Annotated in this window: 10 protein-coding genes; 3 read left to right on the top strand and 7 right to left on the bottom strand. The window is 62.9% G+C overall.

All coding sequences use genetic code 11. The annotated features are described in order from the left end of the window. Positions 1-146 precede the first annotated feature (146 nt). From Q0859_RS16945 to Q0859_RS16935, 3 genes are all read right to left on the bottom strand, one after another. Entirely contained in the window at positions 147-1,724 is a 1,578-nt protein-coding gene (locus Q0859_RS16945; protein ID WP_299153387.1) for an ABC transporter substrate-binding protein, read from the bottom strand. A gap of 122 nt (positions 1,725-1,846) precedes the next feature. Further along, positions 1,847-4,987 (bottom strand): efflux RND transporter permease subunit, encoded by a 3,141-nt coding sequence (locus Q0859_RS16940; protein WP_299153385.1) that lies wholly within the window; start codon positions 4,985-4,987, stop codon positions 1,847-1,849. Then, positions 4,987-6,153: an efflux RND transporter periplasmic adaptor subunit gene (locus Q0859_RS16935; RefSeq protein WP_299153383.1), complete on the bottom strand. Its 1,167-nt coding sequence runs from the start codon at positions 6,151-6,153 to the stop codon at positions 4,987-4,989. The genes Q0859_RS16940 and Q0859_RS16935 overlap by 1 nt, the downstream gene beginning before the upstream one ends. Positions 6,154-6,249: 96 nt before the next feature. Between Q0859_RS16935 and Q0859_RS16930 the strand changes: the two genes are divergently transcribed. Further along, a complete protein-coding gene (locus tag Q0859_RS16930; RefSeq protein WP_299153381.1) occupies positions 6,250-6,858 on the top strand; it encodes a TetR/AcrR family transcriptional regulator in 609 nt (202 codons plus the stop codon). A gap of 10 nt (positions 6,859-6,868) precedes the next feature. Here Q0859_RS16930 and Q0859_RS16925 read toward each other — a convergent pair whose 3' ends face one another. The 3 genes from Q0859_RS16925 to Q0859_RS16915 all read right to left on the bottom strand — a co-directional run bounded on the left by Q0859_RS16925 (position 6,869) and on the right by Q0859_RS16915 (position 15,668). Next, positions 6,869-10,813, bottom strand: a complete 3,945-nt coding sequence (locus Q0859_RS16925; protein WP_299153379.1) for a translocation/assembly module TamB domain-containing protein — start codon at positions 10,811-10,813, stop codon at positions 6,869-6,871. Further along, a complete protein-coding gene (locus Q0859_RS16920) occupies positions 10,813-12,603 on the bottom strand; it encodes an autotransporter assembly complex family protein (protein ID WP_299153377.1) in 1,791 nt (596 codons plus the stop codon). Before Q0859_RS16920 ends, Q0859_RS16925 begins: the two co-directional genes overlap by 1 nt. A 119-nt stretch (positions 12,604-12,722) precedes the next feature. Continuing rightward, a complete protein-coding gene (locus tag Q0859_RS16915; RefSeq protein ID WP_299153375.1) occupies positions 12,723-15,668 on the bottom strand; it encodes an ABC transporter transmembrane domain-containing protein in 2,946 nt (981 codons plus the stop codon). 231 nt (positions 15,669-15,899) lie between these two features. Here Q0859_RS16915 and Q0859_RS16910 point away from each other — a divergent pair, with 231 nt between their 5' ends. Next, entirely contained in the window at positions 15,900-16,280 is a 381-nt protein-coding gene (locus Q0859_RS16910) for a DUF3307 domain-containing protein (protein WP_299153373.1), read from the top strand. Here Q0859_RS16910 and Q0859_RS16905 read toward each other — a convergent pair. Further along, entirely contained in the window at positions 16,277-17,227 is a 951-nt protein-coding gene (locus tag Q0859_RS16905) for a LysR family transcriptional regulator (RefSeq protein ID WP_299153371.1), read from the bottom strand. The two genes, Q0859_RS16910 and Q0859_RS16905, sit on opposite strands and share 4 nt — an antisense overlap. 69 nt (positions 17,228-17,296) lie before the next feature. Between Q0859_RS16905 and Q0859_RS16900 the strand changes: the two genes are divergently transcribed. Further along, on the top strand, positions 17,297-18,361 hold the full coding sequence (locus Q0859_RS16900) for a maleylacetate reductase (protein ID WP_299153369.1): 1,065 nt from the start codon (positions 17,297-17,299) through the stop codon (positions 18,359-18,361). Positions 18,362-18,381: the final 20 nt, after the last annotated feature.

Genomic DNA, 18,381 nt, shown 5'->3' with positions numbered 1-18,381 from the left:
CTAGAAAGACCTTGCAATACCAAACCCCAGCAGAGAAATTTGAAGCCTGTGTTGCGGCGATCAGTTGAAACCACACCGCAAAGCCGCCTAAACAAAAGAAGGCGGCACTTCTCGTACCGCCTTCTCTTTCTAGTCTTTCAGCCGACCTAGTTCATCGTGATGTACTTCACCTTGGGCTGATCTTCGGGTTCGACCTCGATCCCCACACCCTCCGCCATACCCCAGCTCAGAACCTGGTGGTGCAGCGGGATGTAAAGCTGCTCGTCCTGCACGACGCGCCAGATGTCGGCGATGTCGGCGTTGCGCGCCTCAAGATCGGTGTTTGAGGCCAGCGACTTGATCTTGGCGTCCAGATCCGGGTCCGCATATCCAGTGCCGTTCCACGTGCCGATGTCGGATTCACGACTGTGCACAAGGAAGTTGAACACGTATTCGGAATCGTAGGTCGGAACCCCCCAACCCAGCATGTAGAAGTCGGTTTTCCCGTCGGTGATGAGCGGGAAATGCTGTGCCTTGGGTTTGGCATCCAGGTTTACGGTCACGCCGATCTGGCCAAGCATGCCAACGGCGGCCTGACAGATCGCTTCGTCATTGATGTAGCGATCATTGGGGCAGTCGAGCCGGATCGAGAAACCGTCGACATATCCCGCCTCGTCCATCAGGGCCTTGGCCCCTTCGATATCGGTGGAGGATTCCGCGTCCATTTCGGCTGTCCAGCCGTTGACGAAGGGCGGTGCGATCATGCCCGCAGGCTCGGACTGGCCGCGCATCACGATCTGGCGGATTGCATCGCGGTTCATCGCCATCGACATCGCTTGCCGGACGCGCACATCCGCGAGTGGGTTCTTGCCGTCCACGTTGTCGGCCTCGATGTCATCCGCGCCCTGGTTCATCCCAAAGAAGATGACCCGGTTTTGCGGGGCTTGTTTGACCACCAGACCTTCGGCGGCATTCACACGCTCAAGGTCCTGCACGGGCATGTCCTGAAGGAAGTTCACCTCGCCCGACAGCATGGCAGCCACACGGGTCGCCGCGTTCTGGATCGGAGTATAGACGATCTCGGTCACCTCAAGCGGGAACTGGTCGATGCCCCAATAGGCTTCGTTCCGGGTCATCACGGTTTTGACGTCAGGCTCGCGGCTGGTCAGCACATAAGGCCCGGTACCGTTCACGTTGGTGGTGGCGAACGTGATTTCACCGCCCTCAAAGTCCTGCACGTTCACGGTGTTGTTCGCTTCGGTCCAGCCCTTGTCCATGATGAACAGGTTGGTGAGGTTGGAGGGCAGGATCGGGTTCGGCCCGTCCGTGACCATTTCGACGGTAAAGTCGTCGACCGCGCGCACCTCGGTGATCGAGCCGATCAGCTCTTTCATGTCCGAATTGGGCTGCTTGGCGCGCTCAAAGCTGAACACCACATCCTCGGCTGTAAAGGTGGCCCCGTCGTGGAAGGTGACCCCTTCGCGCAGCTTGAAGACCCAGACATTCGGATCACCGTCCTTGGGGGCCCATTCGGTCGCAAGTGCGGGTTCGAACGTGCCTGTGGTGTCGCGAATGATCAGCGGTTCGTACATCTGGTGGCGGATGGTGTGGGTTGGCCCCTCGTTCTGGGCATGTGGATCAAGCGTCAGCGCATCGCCGGCGCGCGCCCATTTCAGCGTCTCTGCATTGACCAGTGCCGTGCTCGACAGCAGCAGTGCGGCAGACAGTAATGACGTAACTTTCATGGTGGTCTCCCCGTTGTTTTGTATCGGCAGAGTGTTGGTCACTCTTGCGCGATTGGCAAGCAGGTAGGCGAGACGGTGTGCCCGCACAGATCAGGGCGCGCCCAATTTTTGTGGCAGCGCGCCTATTCGGCTGCCTGCTGAAAGGGTGGGCGCAGTACAAGGGATGTGTCGGTATGGTCCTCATCCTTGTGCGCATCACGGCCCCGACGTACTCGGTGGATCAGCGCAAAGGCCGGGGGCGTGAAGTAAAAGCTGACTACGGTCGACAGCAACACCCCACCCGCGACAGACATCGCAAACGGAGGCCAGAACCCGCCACCGGCCAGAATCAGGGGCAGGAACCCTCCGAATGTGGTAATCGTGGTCGACACGATGTGGCGCGATGACCCCATGACCACGTCCACCATCGCCTCCTTGTCGCCGCTGGCGGCTGCGTCGTCTTCTTGCAGGCCCGACAGGATGATTATGGCGGCGTTGATCGACACCCCGATAGAACCGATGACCCCGATGATCGCGTTGATCCCGAAGGGGTACTGGAACATCGCCAGCGCCAGCAGGCTCAGCCCCGCGCTGAGGCCAGACACCACCAGCACCACACCGGTCAGGCGGAACGAATTGAACGTCAGCGCAATGGCCGCAATCGACAGCGTCACGATCAACCCGAGGGAGGCGAGCAGATCGGACAGCGTGTCGTTGCGGGCATCGCTGTCGCCCCCAAGCTCAAGGCGCACGGTATCGGGGACGGCAAATCCGGCGGCGTCCAGCGCGGCCTGCACTTGCACCAATGCCTCTTCGGGCAGGACATCGCGCTGGATAAAAGCCTGAACGGTGTTGACCCGCTCGCCATTGCGCCGGGTGATGCTGCCCGCCGCCGGTTCCAGCGCAACGGTGGACACCGCCGACAGGGGCAGGGCAGGCCAGCGCCCTTGTGCGACCAGCGCCTGTGCATCCGGGCGCAGGATGGGCAGGTCGCGGATCGCTTGCACCGAGCCGCGCGTCGCCTCGCCGAGACGGACGCGGATCGGCAACTCTTCGTCCCCTTCGACCATGGACCCGCCGGTGATGCCCTCAAGCCCCGCCTGCAATTGGCCCGCAATCTGGCGCAGGTTCAGCCCGAGTTGCTGGGCTTGCGCCTCGTCGATGGTCACGACCGCCTTGGGGGCACCGCCGCTGATGGTTGAACGTGCGACCAGCACCGCATCCACATCCGTCACGATCCGGCGGGCCTCGTCCCCGATGCTGCGCAGGTCCTCAAGGTCGGTGCCGACAAAGCGCAACTCGACCGGCGCGTTGACGGGCGGCCCCTGCACCAACCCGCGCACGAGGATCTGGGCCTCGGGTGCTGTCAGGGTCAGGGTGGCTTGCAGATCGCGCAAGACCTCTTCGGTTGCCTGGGCGGAGGTGGTTGTCAGCAAGGCTTGGGCATGGCCCGGCGCATTCTCGCGCGCGCCAACGATGTTGTAATAGAACGCGGGGGCAGAGCGGCCCACGACCCATGTGATCTGTTCGATCCGCGTGTCCGTGTTCAGCCGGGCATCCAGCCGCGCAACGACCGCTTGCGTGTCGGCAATGCCGGTGCCGGGTGCCAGATCGATCTCGATATAGAACTGATCGCGGTCCACGCCCGGAAAGAACTGCGCCGTCAACGTCGGCATCGATGCAAAGCCCGTGATCGGCAGAACCAGCGCCAGCGCAATCGAGCGCACCGGGTTGTGCACCGACCAGCGCAGCGTTGCCTCGAACGCCCGACCCAAGGCCCCGCCCTTGAGCCCGCCGCGTTTGCCGCCTGCGGGCAGCATATGACCGGCGATGGCAGGTGTCAGGGTGATAGCGACCACAAAGGACCAGCCCAGCATGATCACCACGGCGATGGCGATTGAGCCGACGAAATCACCCGCCGGCCCCGGCAACAGGATCAGGGGTGTAAAGGACAGGGCGGTGGTGACGGTCGAGGCAAGCAGGGGCGCAAAGAGGCGTTTCACCGACTGGCCCGCGGCCTTGACCCGGCTCATGCCTTTGGCGAGGCGTTGACCCACCTCGTCCGTCATCACGATGCCTGCATCGACGAGCAAGCCAAGGGCCACGATCAGACCCGTCACCGACATCTGGTGGATCGCAAGCCCGATGAGGTTCATCGTGAACAGGGTCGCAAGCGTGACCACAGGCAGGATCAGCGCGACAATCATCGCCGAGCGCAAGCCGAGGGTCAGGAGCAACACCCCAACCACCAGCCCGACACCGATGGCCATGTTCAGGCCCACTTCGGCCAGGCGGTCAGCAGTGTAAACGCTTTGATCAAAGGTCAGGTCGAGCGACACGCCAAGCGGCACCTCGTCCTGATATGCCCTGATCTCTTCACGCACGAACCCGGCCCAGACATCGACTTGCAAACCCGATTCCAGTTTGGCGGCCAGCAGCACCGCAGGCTTGCCATTGTACAGCGCAAGCTCGGATTGGGGCATGCGGGGGCCACGGGTGATTTCCGCAATCTGGGACAGGTAAGTGACCGCGCCCGTGTCCGAGTGGCGCACGACGATCTCGGCCAGCCTGTCCAGTGCCTGCACCTCACCCGCCACCGACACCAACAGGTCAGAGCCCGCCGGGCGCACACGGCCTGCGGCACCCTTGGCATCCCCTGCGGCAATGGCCGCGCTGACTTCTGCGGCGGTCAAGCCAAGGGCGGCTGTGGCGACGGGGTCGAGGGTGACAAGCACCTCGTCTTCGGGCGCTCCGTAGACTTCGACCAATTCGGTGCCGGGAATGTTGCGCAGGTTTTGAGCCAGATCGCGGGCATAGCGGCCAAGGATGGTGGTGGGCACGCCCGGCTCTGCGGAAAAGGCCGCAATGGCCGCAAAGGCACTGCCGCCGTCAGTGTCAAATTCAGGCTCAAGCGCGTCACTGGGCAGGGTGGGGGCCAGTTCGCTCAGATCATCGCGGATTTCGGCCCAGACCTGCTCGATGCGGGTGTCTGCAACGGTCACGCCCAATTCGACCGATACGATGGAAATGCCGGTGGAGGAGGTGCTTTGGATCACATCCACCTCGGCCACTTCGCGCAAGATGTCCTCGATGGGTTGGGTGACAAGCGCCTCGACCCGGGCCGGGTCCGCGCCGGGAATGGCGGTGGTGACGGTGCCAAAGAGGTTGGTGATTGTGGGGTCTTCTTGCCGTCCTATGGCCAGTAACGACGAGAGACCGGCCGCGATGATCACCAAAAGGGCGAGCGCGACAATGCGGGGTTGGCGGAAGGTGAGGCTTTCCATCAGTTCTGTCCCGCCACGCGGACCCGATCGCCGGGCACAAGACGGTGGGTGCCATCGGGCACGATCAACGCCTCACCTGCAAGGGTGCCGCGCACATAGGCGGTGTCGCCCTCGATTTGCAGCACTTCAACGGCGGCGCTGCGGGCGGTGAACATATCGTGTTGCGCGGGTTCAAGGACAACAAGGGTCCACAGTCCCCGCACCCCGTCGCGCAAGGCGCGCAGCGGCACGCTGTAACCCGAGGCCTCCAGCATGGTGGTCAGTGTGAGTGTTCCCGAGGAGAGGTAGACCGGATCATCCGTGTCAATCCCGAACAGGGCTGTGCGGGTCCGGGTCTGGGCATCAAGGTCGGGGCGGAAGCCGACAAGGCGGGTGGGATAGTCCGTCCCGTCGATGGTGATCGCCGCAGGCTGGTCCGCGAGATCGCTTGCGAGTTTCGGATCAATGCCGACACGAAACAGCGGTGTGCTGTCTTCCTGAATGTCCAGCACCGGGGTGCCCACCGCCATAATTGCACCGGGATCGACATGGCGCGCACCTATGCGCCCATCAAAGGGGGCCACCAATTCGGTCTGGGACAGTTGCACATCCACCTGGGTAAGGGTGGCGTCGACCTCGGCCATCTGCGCCTCAAGCGCGACCAGACCAAGGGCCACATTGTCGACGGCCTGTTCGGAGGCAAAGCCACGGTCGCGCAGCTCGGACTGGCGCTTGGTGGTGCGGCGCGACAATTCGGCCTGCGCTTCAAGGGCGGCGCGGGTGGCGACAAGGCGGGCGCGTTCGCTCATCAGAATGCGGGTGTCGAGCCGGGCAATCACGTCGCCTGCCTTGACGCTGTCGCCTTCGTCCACTGTGAGGACGTTGAGGCGGCCGCTCTGCTCGAAACTGAGGGCGACGGTCCGGGCGGCTTCGACCTGCCCATAGAATTGGCGGGTGACGGTCATCTGATCGGAGGGCGAGATGCGCAGCGCCGATACAGTCGCAATCGGGGCGGCTGGCGGGGCATCAACGGCTGCCGCACGGCTGGCCAAAGTGGCGCTGCCCAGCCAGATCGCGCCCGCTGATATCGCAATGACCGACGCGGTGCCGGTTAGTGTCATAAAACCACGGATCATCCGCTTCCAAAGGGGGCGTTTGGGTGTATCGTTGCGATATGCGCGCGCCATGGTGCGGCTCCTTGACATGAAGTGAGTAGCACTTACTCTTATGGATAGACATATGTAATAGCCACTTACTTTGGCAAGGCGGCAGGACGAAAAAAGTTGCAGCAGAGCACGAAACAGACCCAGAAGGCGGCGTATCACCATGGTGATCTGCGCGCCCATCTTGTTGAAACCGTGCGCCTTTTGGTCGAAGAGAAGGGCGCGGACGGTTTTTCGATTTCCGAAGCCGCGCGCCGGGCCGGGGTCAGTTCAGCGGCCCCCTACAAGCACTTTGAGGATCGCCGCGAGATCGTGCGCGCCGTCGCAGTGCTTGGAATCAAGCGAATGCGGCAGCAGATGGATGATGCGGCCAGATCGGCCACGGGTGAGCCGTTGGCACCGATCACCGCGCTTGGCATATGCTACGCCAAATTCGCGCGCACCGAACCGGGGGTATTTCGTTTGATCTTTGGACTGACCGAAGGGCGCGATGATGACCCTGAACTGCACGCCCTTGGCATGGCCTGCGAGGATGTGGTCAAGCGCGAGGTGCGGCGCGTCATGCCCGAAGGCACCGACGAAGAGGAAATCGGGCGACGCGCCTACATGCTGCACATGTTCGTGCATGGCCACGCATTTCTGGAGATCGACGGGGTACACGATAACGAGATCTCGGGGGCCGTCGAACACGCGCTGATGGCCGATATCGCGGCGCGCGTGATGGCCTGAAAGCTGCCGCCTAGTAGTCTTTTTCGATGAAAATGCCGACGCCGGTATTGGCATCCGCACCGACGCTGCCGCGCACGGTGATGTTGGGGGTGAGGTCGATATTCAACGACACTTCTGGCCCTTCGGCCCCGCCAACCGTCACGTCGGTATAGACGTTTTCAGAGATGTATTTGCCTGCGCGCACAGCGGTGTTCCCTTCTGCATCCGAAGTGACATCAAGGTCATCCAGATCAAAGGATCCGCGCAGGCCCGACACGACCCCCGCGCCCCCGCGCCCGGCAAGGTTCGCCACCGCATTGGCCAGTTGCAGTGCCTGAAAGGCGGAAAGTTGCGAGACGTCGCGTCCGAAGAAAATCTGGGCGAGGACCTGATCCTGTGGGGCCTCGGGCGTGGATTCGAATGTGACGGCCGGGTCGTCGGCAGGCCCTTCAATGATGATCCGGGCGGTCCCGGTTGCGGTGTTGGTCGCTGCCACGAACCGCAGGAATGGCGCAAAGCGACCGGCAAGCTGCACTTGCCCTTCGTCCAGTTCGAACCGTTTGGCGAGGATGTTGAGCCGCCCCCGGATCAGGTCGAATTGCCCAAATGAAATGGTGTCGGCGGTGGTGCCCGTCAGCCGCAGACTGCCCCCGACTTCCGCGTCCAGACCCCGGCCCCTGATGAAAATCTGCGAGGGTGCGTTGATCGTGATATCAAGGGGATAGGCTGGCCCGCCGCCTTCGGACGCGCTGTCATCCTGCGCCAGACCTGCGCGATTGCGTGTGGCCATTACCGGGCGTGTCGCCCCGATATGGTCAATCGGGGGGATTGCCCCAAAGGTCGAGATCCCGCTGGAGGGCACCTGCACATTCGTCTCGCCGACGTTGATCGTCCCGGCAATCCGGGCTCCGCCCAGCAACGCGCCGTTCACGCCGATTGCACCGTTGACACGGCTGGTATAGAGCGTCGGGTCTGATACGACGACATCGTTTAGTGCCACATCGATTTGCGCCGGATATTGCCCACTCAGCGTGATCGGCCCGCTGATCGCAATCGCACCGCCTTCGCTGACACCTGCGTCTATGTCCAGTGTGGCGCGCCCTGCGGCGAGGCCGACAGACCCCGAGATATTGTCAAAGGACAGCGGCAGCGTAGGGGCCGCCAGTCGTGTGCCTTGGGTGGTGATCTGGCCGCTGACTGATGATAGGGCGGGTGGGCCATCCACGGTCAGATCGAAATTGGCGACGCCCGCGATATTGCGCGGCGCAAGGAACGGATTGGCAAGCCCAAGCTGAGCCTGCCCGGTGGCGTCCAGTTCCAGCCGCCCGTCATTGGCAACCAGGCCCCCGACCCGCGCGGTCGTGCCTGATGGTCCATCCAGTGTCGCGTCGATATCAAAGCCGCGCGCGACCTGTTGGGCGGTGCCCGTCACCGCGACCGCACCGTTCAGGCGTGGCACAAGTGCAGCCACATTGGGCAGACGCAGCGCGTAGCGCGCGGATGCGGCACCGTCCGTGAGGGCCGCGCTGATGTCGCCGGTGCTGGAATAGGGGCCGGTTACGTCCGTATCGACCGCCCAGCCCGTGTCGGTCTGGCGCAGATCACCCGTGAGCGACACCGGCCCCGAGACACCCGGCGCAAGCGGGGCGATGTTGGGCAGCGCAACCGAGAAGGCCGAGGTCAGCCGCGCATCCATGAACGCGCCCGACACGGTGCCCGAACTGCTGTAGGGACCGGTGAGGGCGGTGTTGAATTGCCAGCCATTGGTGACTTGCTGCACGTTCCCGTCCAGACCCACGGGCCCGGTGATGCCGGGGGCGAGGGGTGCGATATTGGGCACTGCAGCGGTATAGGTCGCGCTAAGCGCTTCGGCCTTATAGGTGCCTGCGACATTGGCCGTGCTCGACAAGGGGCCGCGCAGGTCGGTGTCAAAAGTCCAGACCCCGTTGACCTGTTCGGCGCGCATATCCAGATTGGCCGCCCCCGGCAGTTGCGGCACCAGCGGTGCGATGTCGGGGATTGCGGCGTTTGCGACAATGGCGATGCGGGTCGGTGCAACGCTGGCATCGACATTTGCCGTGGCATCCAGCGGTCCGCTGAGCGTGCCAAGGATGTCCCATGTCTCGCCTGTTTGTTCAGCCGTGCCGTTGATGGCGAGCTGGCCGGACACGGCTGTCGTCACCCGGCTCGCATCATCCAGCCGCAGATCGAAACGGGCGGTCGAGGCCCCGCTTTGCAAGGTGGCCTCGGCATCTGCGGACAATGCAGGGTTTTCCAGTCGCAATCGCTCAAGATAGGTGCCCGTTGTGTCCCGGCGCGCCGCCACATCAAGGGCCGTCGTCCCGTCCAGCAGCGCGTCTGCCTGTGCGATACCAACGCGCAGATCGCGCGTCTCGCCTGTGATGGTGATGTCGAACAAGCCGCCAAGCGAGGCGGAACCGGCCAGTTCGACCCCCCCGGCCCCTTCCAGCGCGAGGCCCGCAAGATCGGCAAAGGCCGAGAAATCGCTGCTTTGAAGACTGGTGTCAAAGGTCGTCTCGAACCCATCGGAGAGACTGTTGATCTGTGCCTGCCCGCCAAGTGTCCAGGCCGCACCTGTGAGGGCGAGATTGGACAACTCCAACGGCTCTCCTTCGATATAGGTAACGTTGAGGTCGCCATTGACGGCGGTGCCCACAGCGCGCGACAGGGCCGGATCAGTTAACGCAATCCCGTTGGTCTCAAGGTTGATCCGCGTCTCGACCCGCCCGATGGTGTTGACGTCCCCGCTCAGGGTGCCGTCGAGCACAAGGGTTGTGATGTCGGCCTGCACCTCGGGTCGGTTCAGGCCCGCCACCACCACGCGACCCGCCAGCGCCTCCCCGTCATCGGCGTCATATTGGACGCTGAGCGTGGCGCGATCGACCAGCGTTTCGCCCGCGGTACCAAGGGGCAACAGCACGGGCGCGCCATCGGGGATTGCAATCTCGCCCTCTATATCCAGCAGTGTGGGCCAGCCATCGCTGTTCAGCGCGGCCTGCCCAGTCAGACGCAGCGCACGGGTGTCAAGCGTGAACGTCTCAAGCGAAAAGGCCCCGTCGCTGGCTTGCGCGCCTTGTGCGTTCAACTGGATATCGGGCCCGAAAAAGGCCGCATATTCCGTCAGGAACAGGGCGGTCACATCGCCATTCAAATCCGCCTCGAAGGCCAGGGGGCCGTCAACTTCGCTTTGCAACTGCACGGTGCCGGCCAGACGGGGGGCGTCATCGGTGCGCAGATCAAGAGAGGCCGCAAAATCACTGAGCGGGCCATCCCCTTGGACGGACAGCGCCACACTCGGGCGACCGGGCAGACCGAGCAGACCGGAAATCAGCCCGTCTTCCGCTTCGCTCAGGTCAATATCGAGGGTCAGCGCGCGGGTGTCGTTGGCGTAAGCCGCCAGCACTTCAAAGCGCGCCTCGGGGCCGTCAATGCGCTGTGCCAGAAGGCGCACATCCCCCTCACCCCCCGCCAGCGAGGCGGCCCCGCTGAGTGACAGCGCCGCTGCTTCGCCCAAGACGGGTTTGCCAAGCGACACACGGGCGATCTGCATCTGCCCGATATTCAGCGAGGCGGGCAGTTCGGGCAGGGCAAAAGGTGCGGCTTCAGGCGCGGGCGCTTCGCTTGGCACCGGGATGGGCAGGCGGGGCAGGTCGATCAGCGCGGCCTGTAACTCTTCGATCTCGATGGCCCCGCGCAGAAGGGCGCGGCGGCTCCACTGGATCGCGACATCTTCGAGGGTCAGCCACACACCTTCGGTGTCCGCCACGGTGATCCGTTCAATTGTTGCCCTGCTGGACAACGCACCGGCAAAGCCATTGATGCGCACGGTGCGCCCTTCGCCGCCAAGGCTGTTTTCCAAAAGGCCGATCAGATAGCCCCGGTCGTCGTCATCGCCGTCCTGCGCTGCGAGGGCAAGGGGCCAGATCAGGCAGAGTATCGCGAGTACAAACCGCATCAGAACGCCTGCCCAATACCGATATAAATTTCCAGCCCCGAACCGTCGTCCGGCCCCGATGCAGGCACCGCCACATCAAAGCGGATCGGCCCGATGGTCGTGTCATAGCGCACCCCAAGGCCCACGCCGCTGTGCCATTCGCCGGAGCCGTCAATAAACGTCTCTTCGCCGATATAGCCTGCGTCGATAAAGCCGACGACCGACAGGTTCTCACCCGTCTTGACCCGCAATTCGCTGGAAAGCCCCAAAAACGAACGTCCACCGATTTTCACATCATTGCCCAGATCAACCCCAAGAGATTGGAAATCCTGCCCGCGCACCGTGCCGCTGCCCCCGGAAAAGAACAGCAGGTCCGCAGGCGCATTGGTGATCGAGGGGCCAAACATTGACCCCAACTGCCCGCGCAGGGCCAGCGTGACCCGTTCGCCGAACTGACGGTAGGTGCGCAGATCAAGGGTCGACACGATCCCGTTGTCCGTCCCGTCAATGGCAAAGAAGGGGGCGACGGTCGCTTGCGCATAATAGCCGCTGGTCGCGTTCAGCTTGTCGTTTCGCCGATCAAAGGTGGCCACGTAGGGAAAGGCGAGGATGGTATAGTCCCGCTCGCCCAGATCATCGCGGGTTTTGGAGCGGCGCAGGCGGGCGCTGTAGCTGTATTCGCGGTCCTCGCGGGCGAAATAGACTCCGCCGACTTCCAGCGTGACAGATTGCGAAAACAGGTTTTGGTCGTCGCGTTGTTCGGCCTCGGCCAGCACAAATGCTTCAAGATCGGTGCGGAAGGTCGCAGGTCGGGACAGGCGGGCGCTCAGGCGATAGTCAATGCCGCCCGTGTCGCCGCCAAGGCCCTTGACCGACCCTTCGATCTGGAGCCGTTCAGCGCCGCCAAAGATATTGCGGTGCAGCCACAGCGCGCTCAGCGCCAGACCGTCCAGCGTGCCGAACTCGGCCCCGAAGCTGTAGCGGCGAGGCGGCTGATCGGTGACGAGGGCCGTCACATCCAATGTGCCGTCGGCGTTGGGTGTTTCGGCTTCGGTCAGGGTGCCGCTTGCAAAGGTTCCGGTGCGGCGCAGCCGTCTTTGCACCTTGTCGATTGTGTCGGGGTCGAACACTTCGCCACTTGGCCAGCCTGCGATCTCGCGGATGCGTTTTTCGCGCACCGCACTGTCGCCCGTGATCGTCAGCCTGCCCAGACGCAGGCGTGGGCCAGGATCAAGCGTGACGGTTGCGTTCAGGGTCTTGTCGGGATGGCGGGCGGTGATCTGCTGATCTGCGACCCCCGCCTTGGCATGGCCGCCCTGACGCCAGCCTTCTATCTCGGCAGCCGTGGCCTGACGCAGTACCGACACCCGTGCGGTTTCGCCCGGTGCAAAGCCGGGGGTGGGTTCGCTTTGACTGGCCTTGGGTGTGATGGCGAGGGTGCCGAAAGTGAACACCGATCCCGGGTCAATGCGCAGCGTCACCGTGCGCACAGCCTGCGGCGCGCCAAGAGGGGTCAGCGAGGCGGCCTCGCGCCCATCCACCAGAATATTGATCGTTGGCCCGAAATAACCCTGATCATAAAGCAGCGCGATGATCCGTCCGTAATCGGCCTGTGCCGCACTGATGATGTCGATGGGGCGGGGGGCCTCGTGGTCTTCGGTGTCGGCAAGCGTGGCTGTCAGCGAGGCGGCGCGAATGTCTTCGACCAGCGTTTCGGGCGCGGACACGGTGACGTCAAAGGCATAGGCCGCCCCCGACACGGTCAACACGGCAATCCCCGTCGCCAAAACCCGGCAATATATTCGAAACATCTGGCACAACTCCGCCGTGCGCAGCGCACGGGTTCATAAAGGAATGCCAAAAGCTGTGGTCAGGTTCCAGTGCATAAGTACATCTTGTGGATAAACTGATGGTGCTCGGCGGATTTTGGTCAGGTTTTCACGTAACCGGCGACCACTTGCAGCAAGCGGAAGGCCGTTGCAGCGTCATTTTCGACCACGGCCATGAATTCTTCTTCGCCGATGCGCAGGCAGGACAGTTCGGATTTGGCGCGCATATCAAGGGCGCGTGGTTCGCTTCGGATAAGGCCCAATTCACCCACCAACGCCCCTGCACCCACTGTCGCAATCAGGGTGTCATCGGCCCCGTCCATCGGCAGCAGCAGATCTGCTTCGCCCTCGATGATCATATAGGCCCCATCGGTCGGGTCGTCGTTCTTGTGGAACACATATTCGCCGGGGGCGGCCTTGTACCAGCGCGCACCAAAGGCAAGCAGCCGCATCTGTTTGCGTTTGAGCCCCGAAAACAGCGGTGTCCGGCTGAGCGCGTCGACCTTGCGCGCCAGATCCGCGCCCACCTCGCTGTCGGCTTCGGCCCGCGCCCCTTCGGCCCCGACAAGACGGCCCTGCTGCACTTCGAAATGCAGATCGAACGCATCTTCGTCCTCGAACCCGTCATTGAGGAAAATCAGCGTCGCCTCGGGCAACAAGGTGCGCAGGGATTTGAACAATGCGGTCTGGATGTCGGGATCGTAGCTTGCCATGACCTTGTCCAGAATGAGTATATCGGGCCGTTTGATCGTGGCCCGGCTGATCGAAAGCGGTTCGGCAAACAGTGCAGGCAGGTTGGCCCCGCCAAGGGCGATTGGCACGTCAAAGACCAGTTCAAGCACCTGGGGGCTGATCCCCTCTTCGGCCAGCACGTGCCCCACGATGCGGCGCAATTCCTCCCCCCGTGTGCCCGCCCCGTCCGACACTTTACCATAAAGCGCGTTCTCAAGGACCGTCAGCCCAAAGACGTAAGCGTCAGGCCGGATGGGTGCGAACAGGTCCGACATCTGCGCGCCCAGGGTCGCGGCATGCTGGTGGCGCATGTCGAGAACGCGCGTGCGCACCTCGTCCGGGAAGGATGGGCCGACCTGCTCGGCAGTGACCACCGACGGCACGCTTAACAGCAGGGCAAGGTCATTGTCGGTGATGTCGGACCCCGCAGGTTTGCGCGTGACCAGGTCAAGGGCTGCCTCATAGATATCCACCTCAAGGCCGACCTTGCGGAACAGCGGGTGATCGGTGCCATTGGCCCCGAAAATCTGGCGCAGCATTTCGATGATGTTGCGGGCCAATATCTCAAGGTCGCCTGCCAGTTCCAGATCGTGCAACACCCGCAGGAATTCGAGTTTGGAGGCGATGATGTCGGGCGTGATCTGTTCGCGCGGGGTCGCAAAGAGCAGGTTTTCGGCCACGGGCAGGGCAGGGTTATATCCTTCGGGATCAAAGCGATAGACATAGCGCGACAGCCCGGCCTCATCGACGGCTTGCGCGATCTTGGGGCGCAGGGCGATCAGGGCCTCGGTCAGTTTGGGGTGCTTTTCAACGTCGTAATGCTGATCCATGGTCCGCCGGGTCAGCGCCTCGCCGCTGCCTGTGCCCTCGATCAGCGTATACCACCACGCCCGGAGCGCGTCGCGGTCCGGCACCCCCGCCAGTTCGGGGTTCAGCCAATGCGCCTTGAGCATGTCGTGGCTGTTCCCGGCCCGGACCGCTTCGTGAAAAAAGTCGGTTTCCTCGCCCGGTGCGGTGGGGGCCATGCGCAGGGGCATCAACACGTTCTGCCCGTAGCTGCCCTTGAACATCACGGGACGTGAATTGGCGTGGCCGATACGCGTCGCGATGGTGGTCTGATGCAGGTCCTTGATGCTGAAGCCCGACAGGGTAACAGAGCCGCTGGTGGGCAGCGTCTCGCGGGTCAGCACCTCGGCCAGCGCCCGGCGGTCTTCGTCATTGGGGGCGGTGATGCCCACAACCGATCCGGCAGGCAGGGTCAACGAGATATCCTCGAGCACCGCATTGCCGTCGCCGTCGCGCACCGTGACCTGATCAAGCTCGATCTCGCCGGTCAGGCGCGGGGCCTCGCCTGCGGGGCCATAAAACAGGGCTTCGTCAATCATGCCCTCTGGCGCAAACCGTTCGGTGATCGTTTCCCACCGCAACGACATGTCGGCGGTCTGGTTGTAATAGGCCAACAACTCTTTCCACGGGCTCGACAGGTCCTTGTAAGCGGCCAGTGCGGCCACAAGCGCGCCGATGGTGACCTGACCCTGAATGACCAGATAGCCCCCGATGGAAAAGAAGAAAAACGGCGTAAGCTGGGTGATGAAGTTGTTGATGAACTTCATAAAGAATTTCTTCTGGTAGATCTGGAAGCGGATCGCGAACAGCTGCCCCAACCGATCCCCGATCATCGCCATGCGGTAACGCCAGCCACCGTTGACCCGCAATGTGCCCGCGCCTGCCGCGCCCTCGCCAATCTCGGCTGCCAGGGCGCGGACCTGCACGACCCGTTTCTTGTTCAGCAGATTGATCTGGCGTTGCAGCTTGGGGATCAACCAGGCCTGCAAGGGGATCAGCGCAACCGCCGCAAGACCAAACGCGACCGACTGGAAAAACAGAAAGCCGAGGATCGTCAGCATCTGGCCGGCCTGTAGTACAGGTTGGGCGACCGCATCCCCCATCAACCCGCCCATGGGTTCGCTTTCGGCCGTTACCATGCTGACCAGCTCGCCCTGACTGGTGCGTTCGAAATAGGGTTGGGGAAAGCGCAGGATGCGCGCAATCAGGGTATAGCGAAAGCGGCGCAGCAGGCGTTCGGCCAGCACGCCCTTCATCGTGTTGATGCGCATTTTCATCAACCCATGGCACAGCACGGCCAACAGGAACCCGCCACATAACAGCAGCAGGTAGTTGATCTGGGTAACTTCGCGCCCCAGAAAATCAATCGTTGCGGTGCCCGATCCGATGGCGTCGTTGATGATCCGCTTGGGCAGTTCAAGTGTCAGATATAACAGTGGAAACAGCGACAGCGTGACCACCAGAAGCACAAGCTGGTCGCGTTTCGAATACTTCCAGATGAAGGCAAAGAGGGAGCGTTCGATAAGACTGGTCCAGACGTCTGCGCAGGCGGGGTGCCCTTTGGCCCCAGCCTATCAAGGGGTTCAACCACAAATCAATGCCTTGCGGGGTTGGCTTAATGTGTATCCGGGCCGCTGCAATATTGCAGCATTTGATTTGCGCCCCTAGGGTGGGGTGAAACGTCAACCAAAGGACCACCCTTGGCCGATCCTGTCCTTTTCGCACTGGCACTGCTGTTCTTGCTTCAGACCAAGCATTTGTTTGCGGATTTTTACCTTCAGACCCCACGGATGCTGCGGGACCGTAGTCGCTATGTGCATGTGGGGCGGGTGCAGCATGCGGGGCTGCATGCGGTTGGGTCATTGATTGCAATGGTATTGCTTGGGGTGCCGGTCGCGCTGGCGCTGGTTGTCGCCCTGATCGAATGGGCGGTGCATTTCCATATTGATTGGGCCAAGGGTCGATGGTCGGATCACACGGGTCACGGTCCCGCGCAGGCCGGATACTGGCGCGCCTTCGGGGTCGATCAGGCGCTGCATCAGTGGACATATCTGGTGATGGTTTGGGCGGTGCTGCCCTAAACACCCCAGACCGAGGCCTGCTGCTGATGTGTGATGGTGCGCGCCAGTGATTTGAATTCATGCGCCAGATGCCGTTGAAACCGCCGCACCACGGGTCGATCGCTGCTGGCTTGCGCGCTCAGGATCCCCAGATGCCGGGGTGCGTGCCGGATGCGGATATCAAGCGCGGTCAGGGACTTGTGGTGGCGCATCATAAACAGCACCGAATAGGGCAGGATCGTGAGGCTGTCGGACCCTTCCAGCACCGTGCGCACCGCGCTGATTGACCCGCCGGAAAAGCTGACCCTGAAATCGTCCACTTCGATTTCGGCCAGGATCGCCTTGAGGTCCTGATAAAGCGGGCTGGCCGTGGGCGGCGCGATCCAGGGGTAGGGGGCGATATCGCTCAGCCGCAGCGTCTTCTTGCGCGCCAAGGGGTGTCCGATCCGGCAGGCGATCACATTGCGCCCTTGCAGGATTTCGTCAAAGGTCAGCCCTTCGGGCACCGCATCGGGTGGGAGGGGGCACAGGGCCATATCCAGTGTGCCCGACTGCACATCCCGGATCAGCGTATCGGCATAGCCGTAGGACTGGTCGATCCGTACATTGGGATTGGCCTGCTGGAACCCCGCGATCATGGACGCAATCACCGCATCCATGAATACAGGGGTGCCTGCGACCCGCACCGCCCCGGTCTTGCCACCCGCATAAAGGCCCGTCTGCACGCTTGCTTCTGCCGCTGCGGCCCGGATCAGACGGCCCTGCGCGGCCAGTGCGGCCCCAAGCTCGGTCGCGATCAGGGGGCGACGCCCCTTTTCGAACAGCGGCAGACCCAACCGGGCTTCGAGGGCCGACAGCGACCGGCTGAGCGAGGGTTGGGATTTGCCCAATGCTGCGGCCCCTTGGGTCAGCCCGCCTTCATCCACGACCGCGGCCAGGATGATCAGATGATTGGGATCAATCTGCATAACGTTAAGGTATATTGAGGATCAAACATCTTATCAACTTGCGAATTCTCGCGCGTTAGCGTGGTATCCATGACGGTTGACACGTTTCCCGCCCCCACATCAGCGCGCGTCCTGTTTGGCGCGGGTTTGCGTCACACAGCGCGCGATGAAGTGCGGCGTCTTGGATGTCGGCGCGCCCTGATCCTGTCGACCCCGGCCCAATCTGATAGCGCCCTTGCCTTGGCCGAAGTCTTGGGCGATGACGCTGCCGGGGTCTTTTCCGGCGCGGCCATGCATACACCCGTCCCGATCAGCGAGGCGGCTGTGGCACATATGCGCGAGGTGGCCGCCGATTGCGTGGTTGCCATTGGCGGCGGGTCGACCACGGGGCTCGGAAAGGCCATCGCCTATCGTACGGGTTTCCCGCAGATCGTGATCCCGACGACCTATGCCGGGTCCGAGGCGACCCCAACTCTGGGCCAGACCGAGGGCGGCGTAAAAACCACACTCAGCGATCCGCGCGTGCAGCCCGAAGTGATCCTGTACGACCCCGAACTGATCACGTCGCTGCCTGTTGGCATGACGGTGACCTCGGCGCTGAACGCCATCGCCCACGCTGCCGAGGCGCTTTATGCGCCCAACAGGACCGCGACCTCGGACGCGCTTGCGCTTGAGGGCATGCGCGCCTTCGCCCGGTCTTTGGAGGTGGTCATAGCGGCCCCGGATGGCGTGGCCGCGCGCGAGGATACGTTGCGTGGGGCCTATGCCTGCGGTGCGGTCCTTGGCCTTGTGGGCATGTCGCTGCATCACAAACTGTGCCACACGCTTGGTGGGGCCTTTGACCTGCCCCATGCTGATACACATGCGATTATGCTGCCCCACGCCATCGGTTACAATGCGCGCACTGTGCCTGACCTGTTGGCCCCGATCTGCGAGATTTTCGGGGGCGAAACGCCTGGAACGGCGCTTTATGATTATGCGACCCGCCTGAATGCGCCCAAGGCGTTGCGCAAGCTCGGCGTGGCGGAGGTGCAGCTTGATCATGCCGCGCATCTGGCCACCCGCAAACCCTATCCCAATCCCGCCCCGATCACACGGGACGGCATCCGCACGCTTTTGCAGGCCGCCTGGGAGGGCGCGCGTCCGCAAGTTTGACCCGACCCTTGGAGGAGGAC

This window comes from uncultured Tateyamaria sp., from assembly GCF_947497045.1.
Lineage (GTDB): Bacteria > Pseudomonadota > Alphaproteobacteria > Rhodobacterales > Rhodobacteraceae > Tateyamaria.
This window is presented reverse-complemented; position numbering and strand designations above follow the sequence as displayed.

What these genes read in the sequence shown, in the direction of transcription:
- Q0859_RS16945 (WP_299153387.1), bottom strand. Translation starts at nt 1,724, where the DNA reads ATGAAAGTTACGTCATTACTGTCTGCCGCACTGCTGCTGTCGAGCACG.
- Q0859_RS16940 (WP_299153385.1), bottom strand. Translation starts at nt 4,987, where the DNA reads ATGGAAAGCCTCACCTTCCGCCAACCCCGCATTGTCGCGCTCGCCCTT.
- Q0859_RS16935 (WP_299153383.1), bottom strand. Translation starts at nt 6,153, where the DNA reads ATGGCGCGCGCATATCGCAACGATACACCCAAACGCCCCCTTTGGAAG.
- Q0859_RS16925 (WP_299153379.1), bottom strand. Translation starts at nt 10,813, where the DNA reads ATGCGGTTTGTACTCGCGATACTCTGCCTGATCTGGCCCCTTGCCCTC.
- Q0859_RS16920 (WP_299153377.1), bottom strand. Translation starts at nt 12,603, where the DNA reads ATGTTTCGAATATATTGCCGGGTTTTGGCGACGGGGATTGCCGTGTTG.
- Q0859_RS16905 (WP_299153371.1), bottom strand. Translation starts at nt 17,227, where the DNA reads ATGCAGATTGATCCCAATCATCTGATCATCCTGGCCGCGGTCGTGGAT.
- Q0859_RS16900 (WP_299153369.1), top strand. Translation starts at nt 17,297, where the DNA reads ATGACGGTTGACACGTTTCCCGCCCCCACATCAGCGCGCGTCCTGTTT.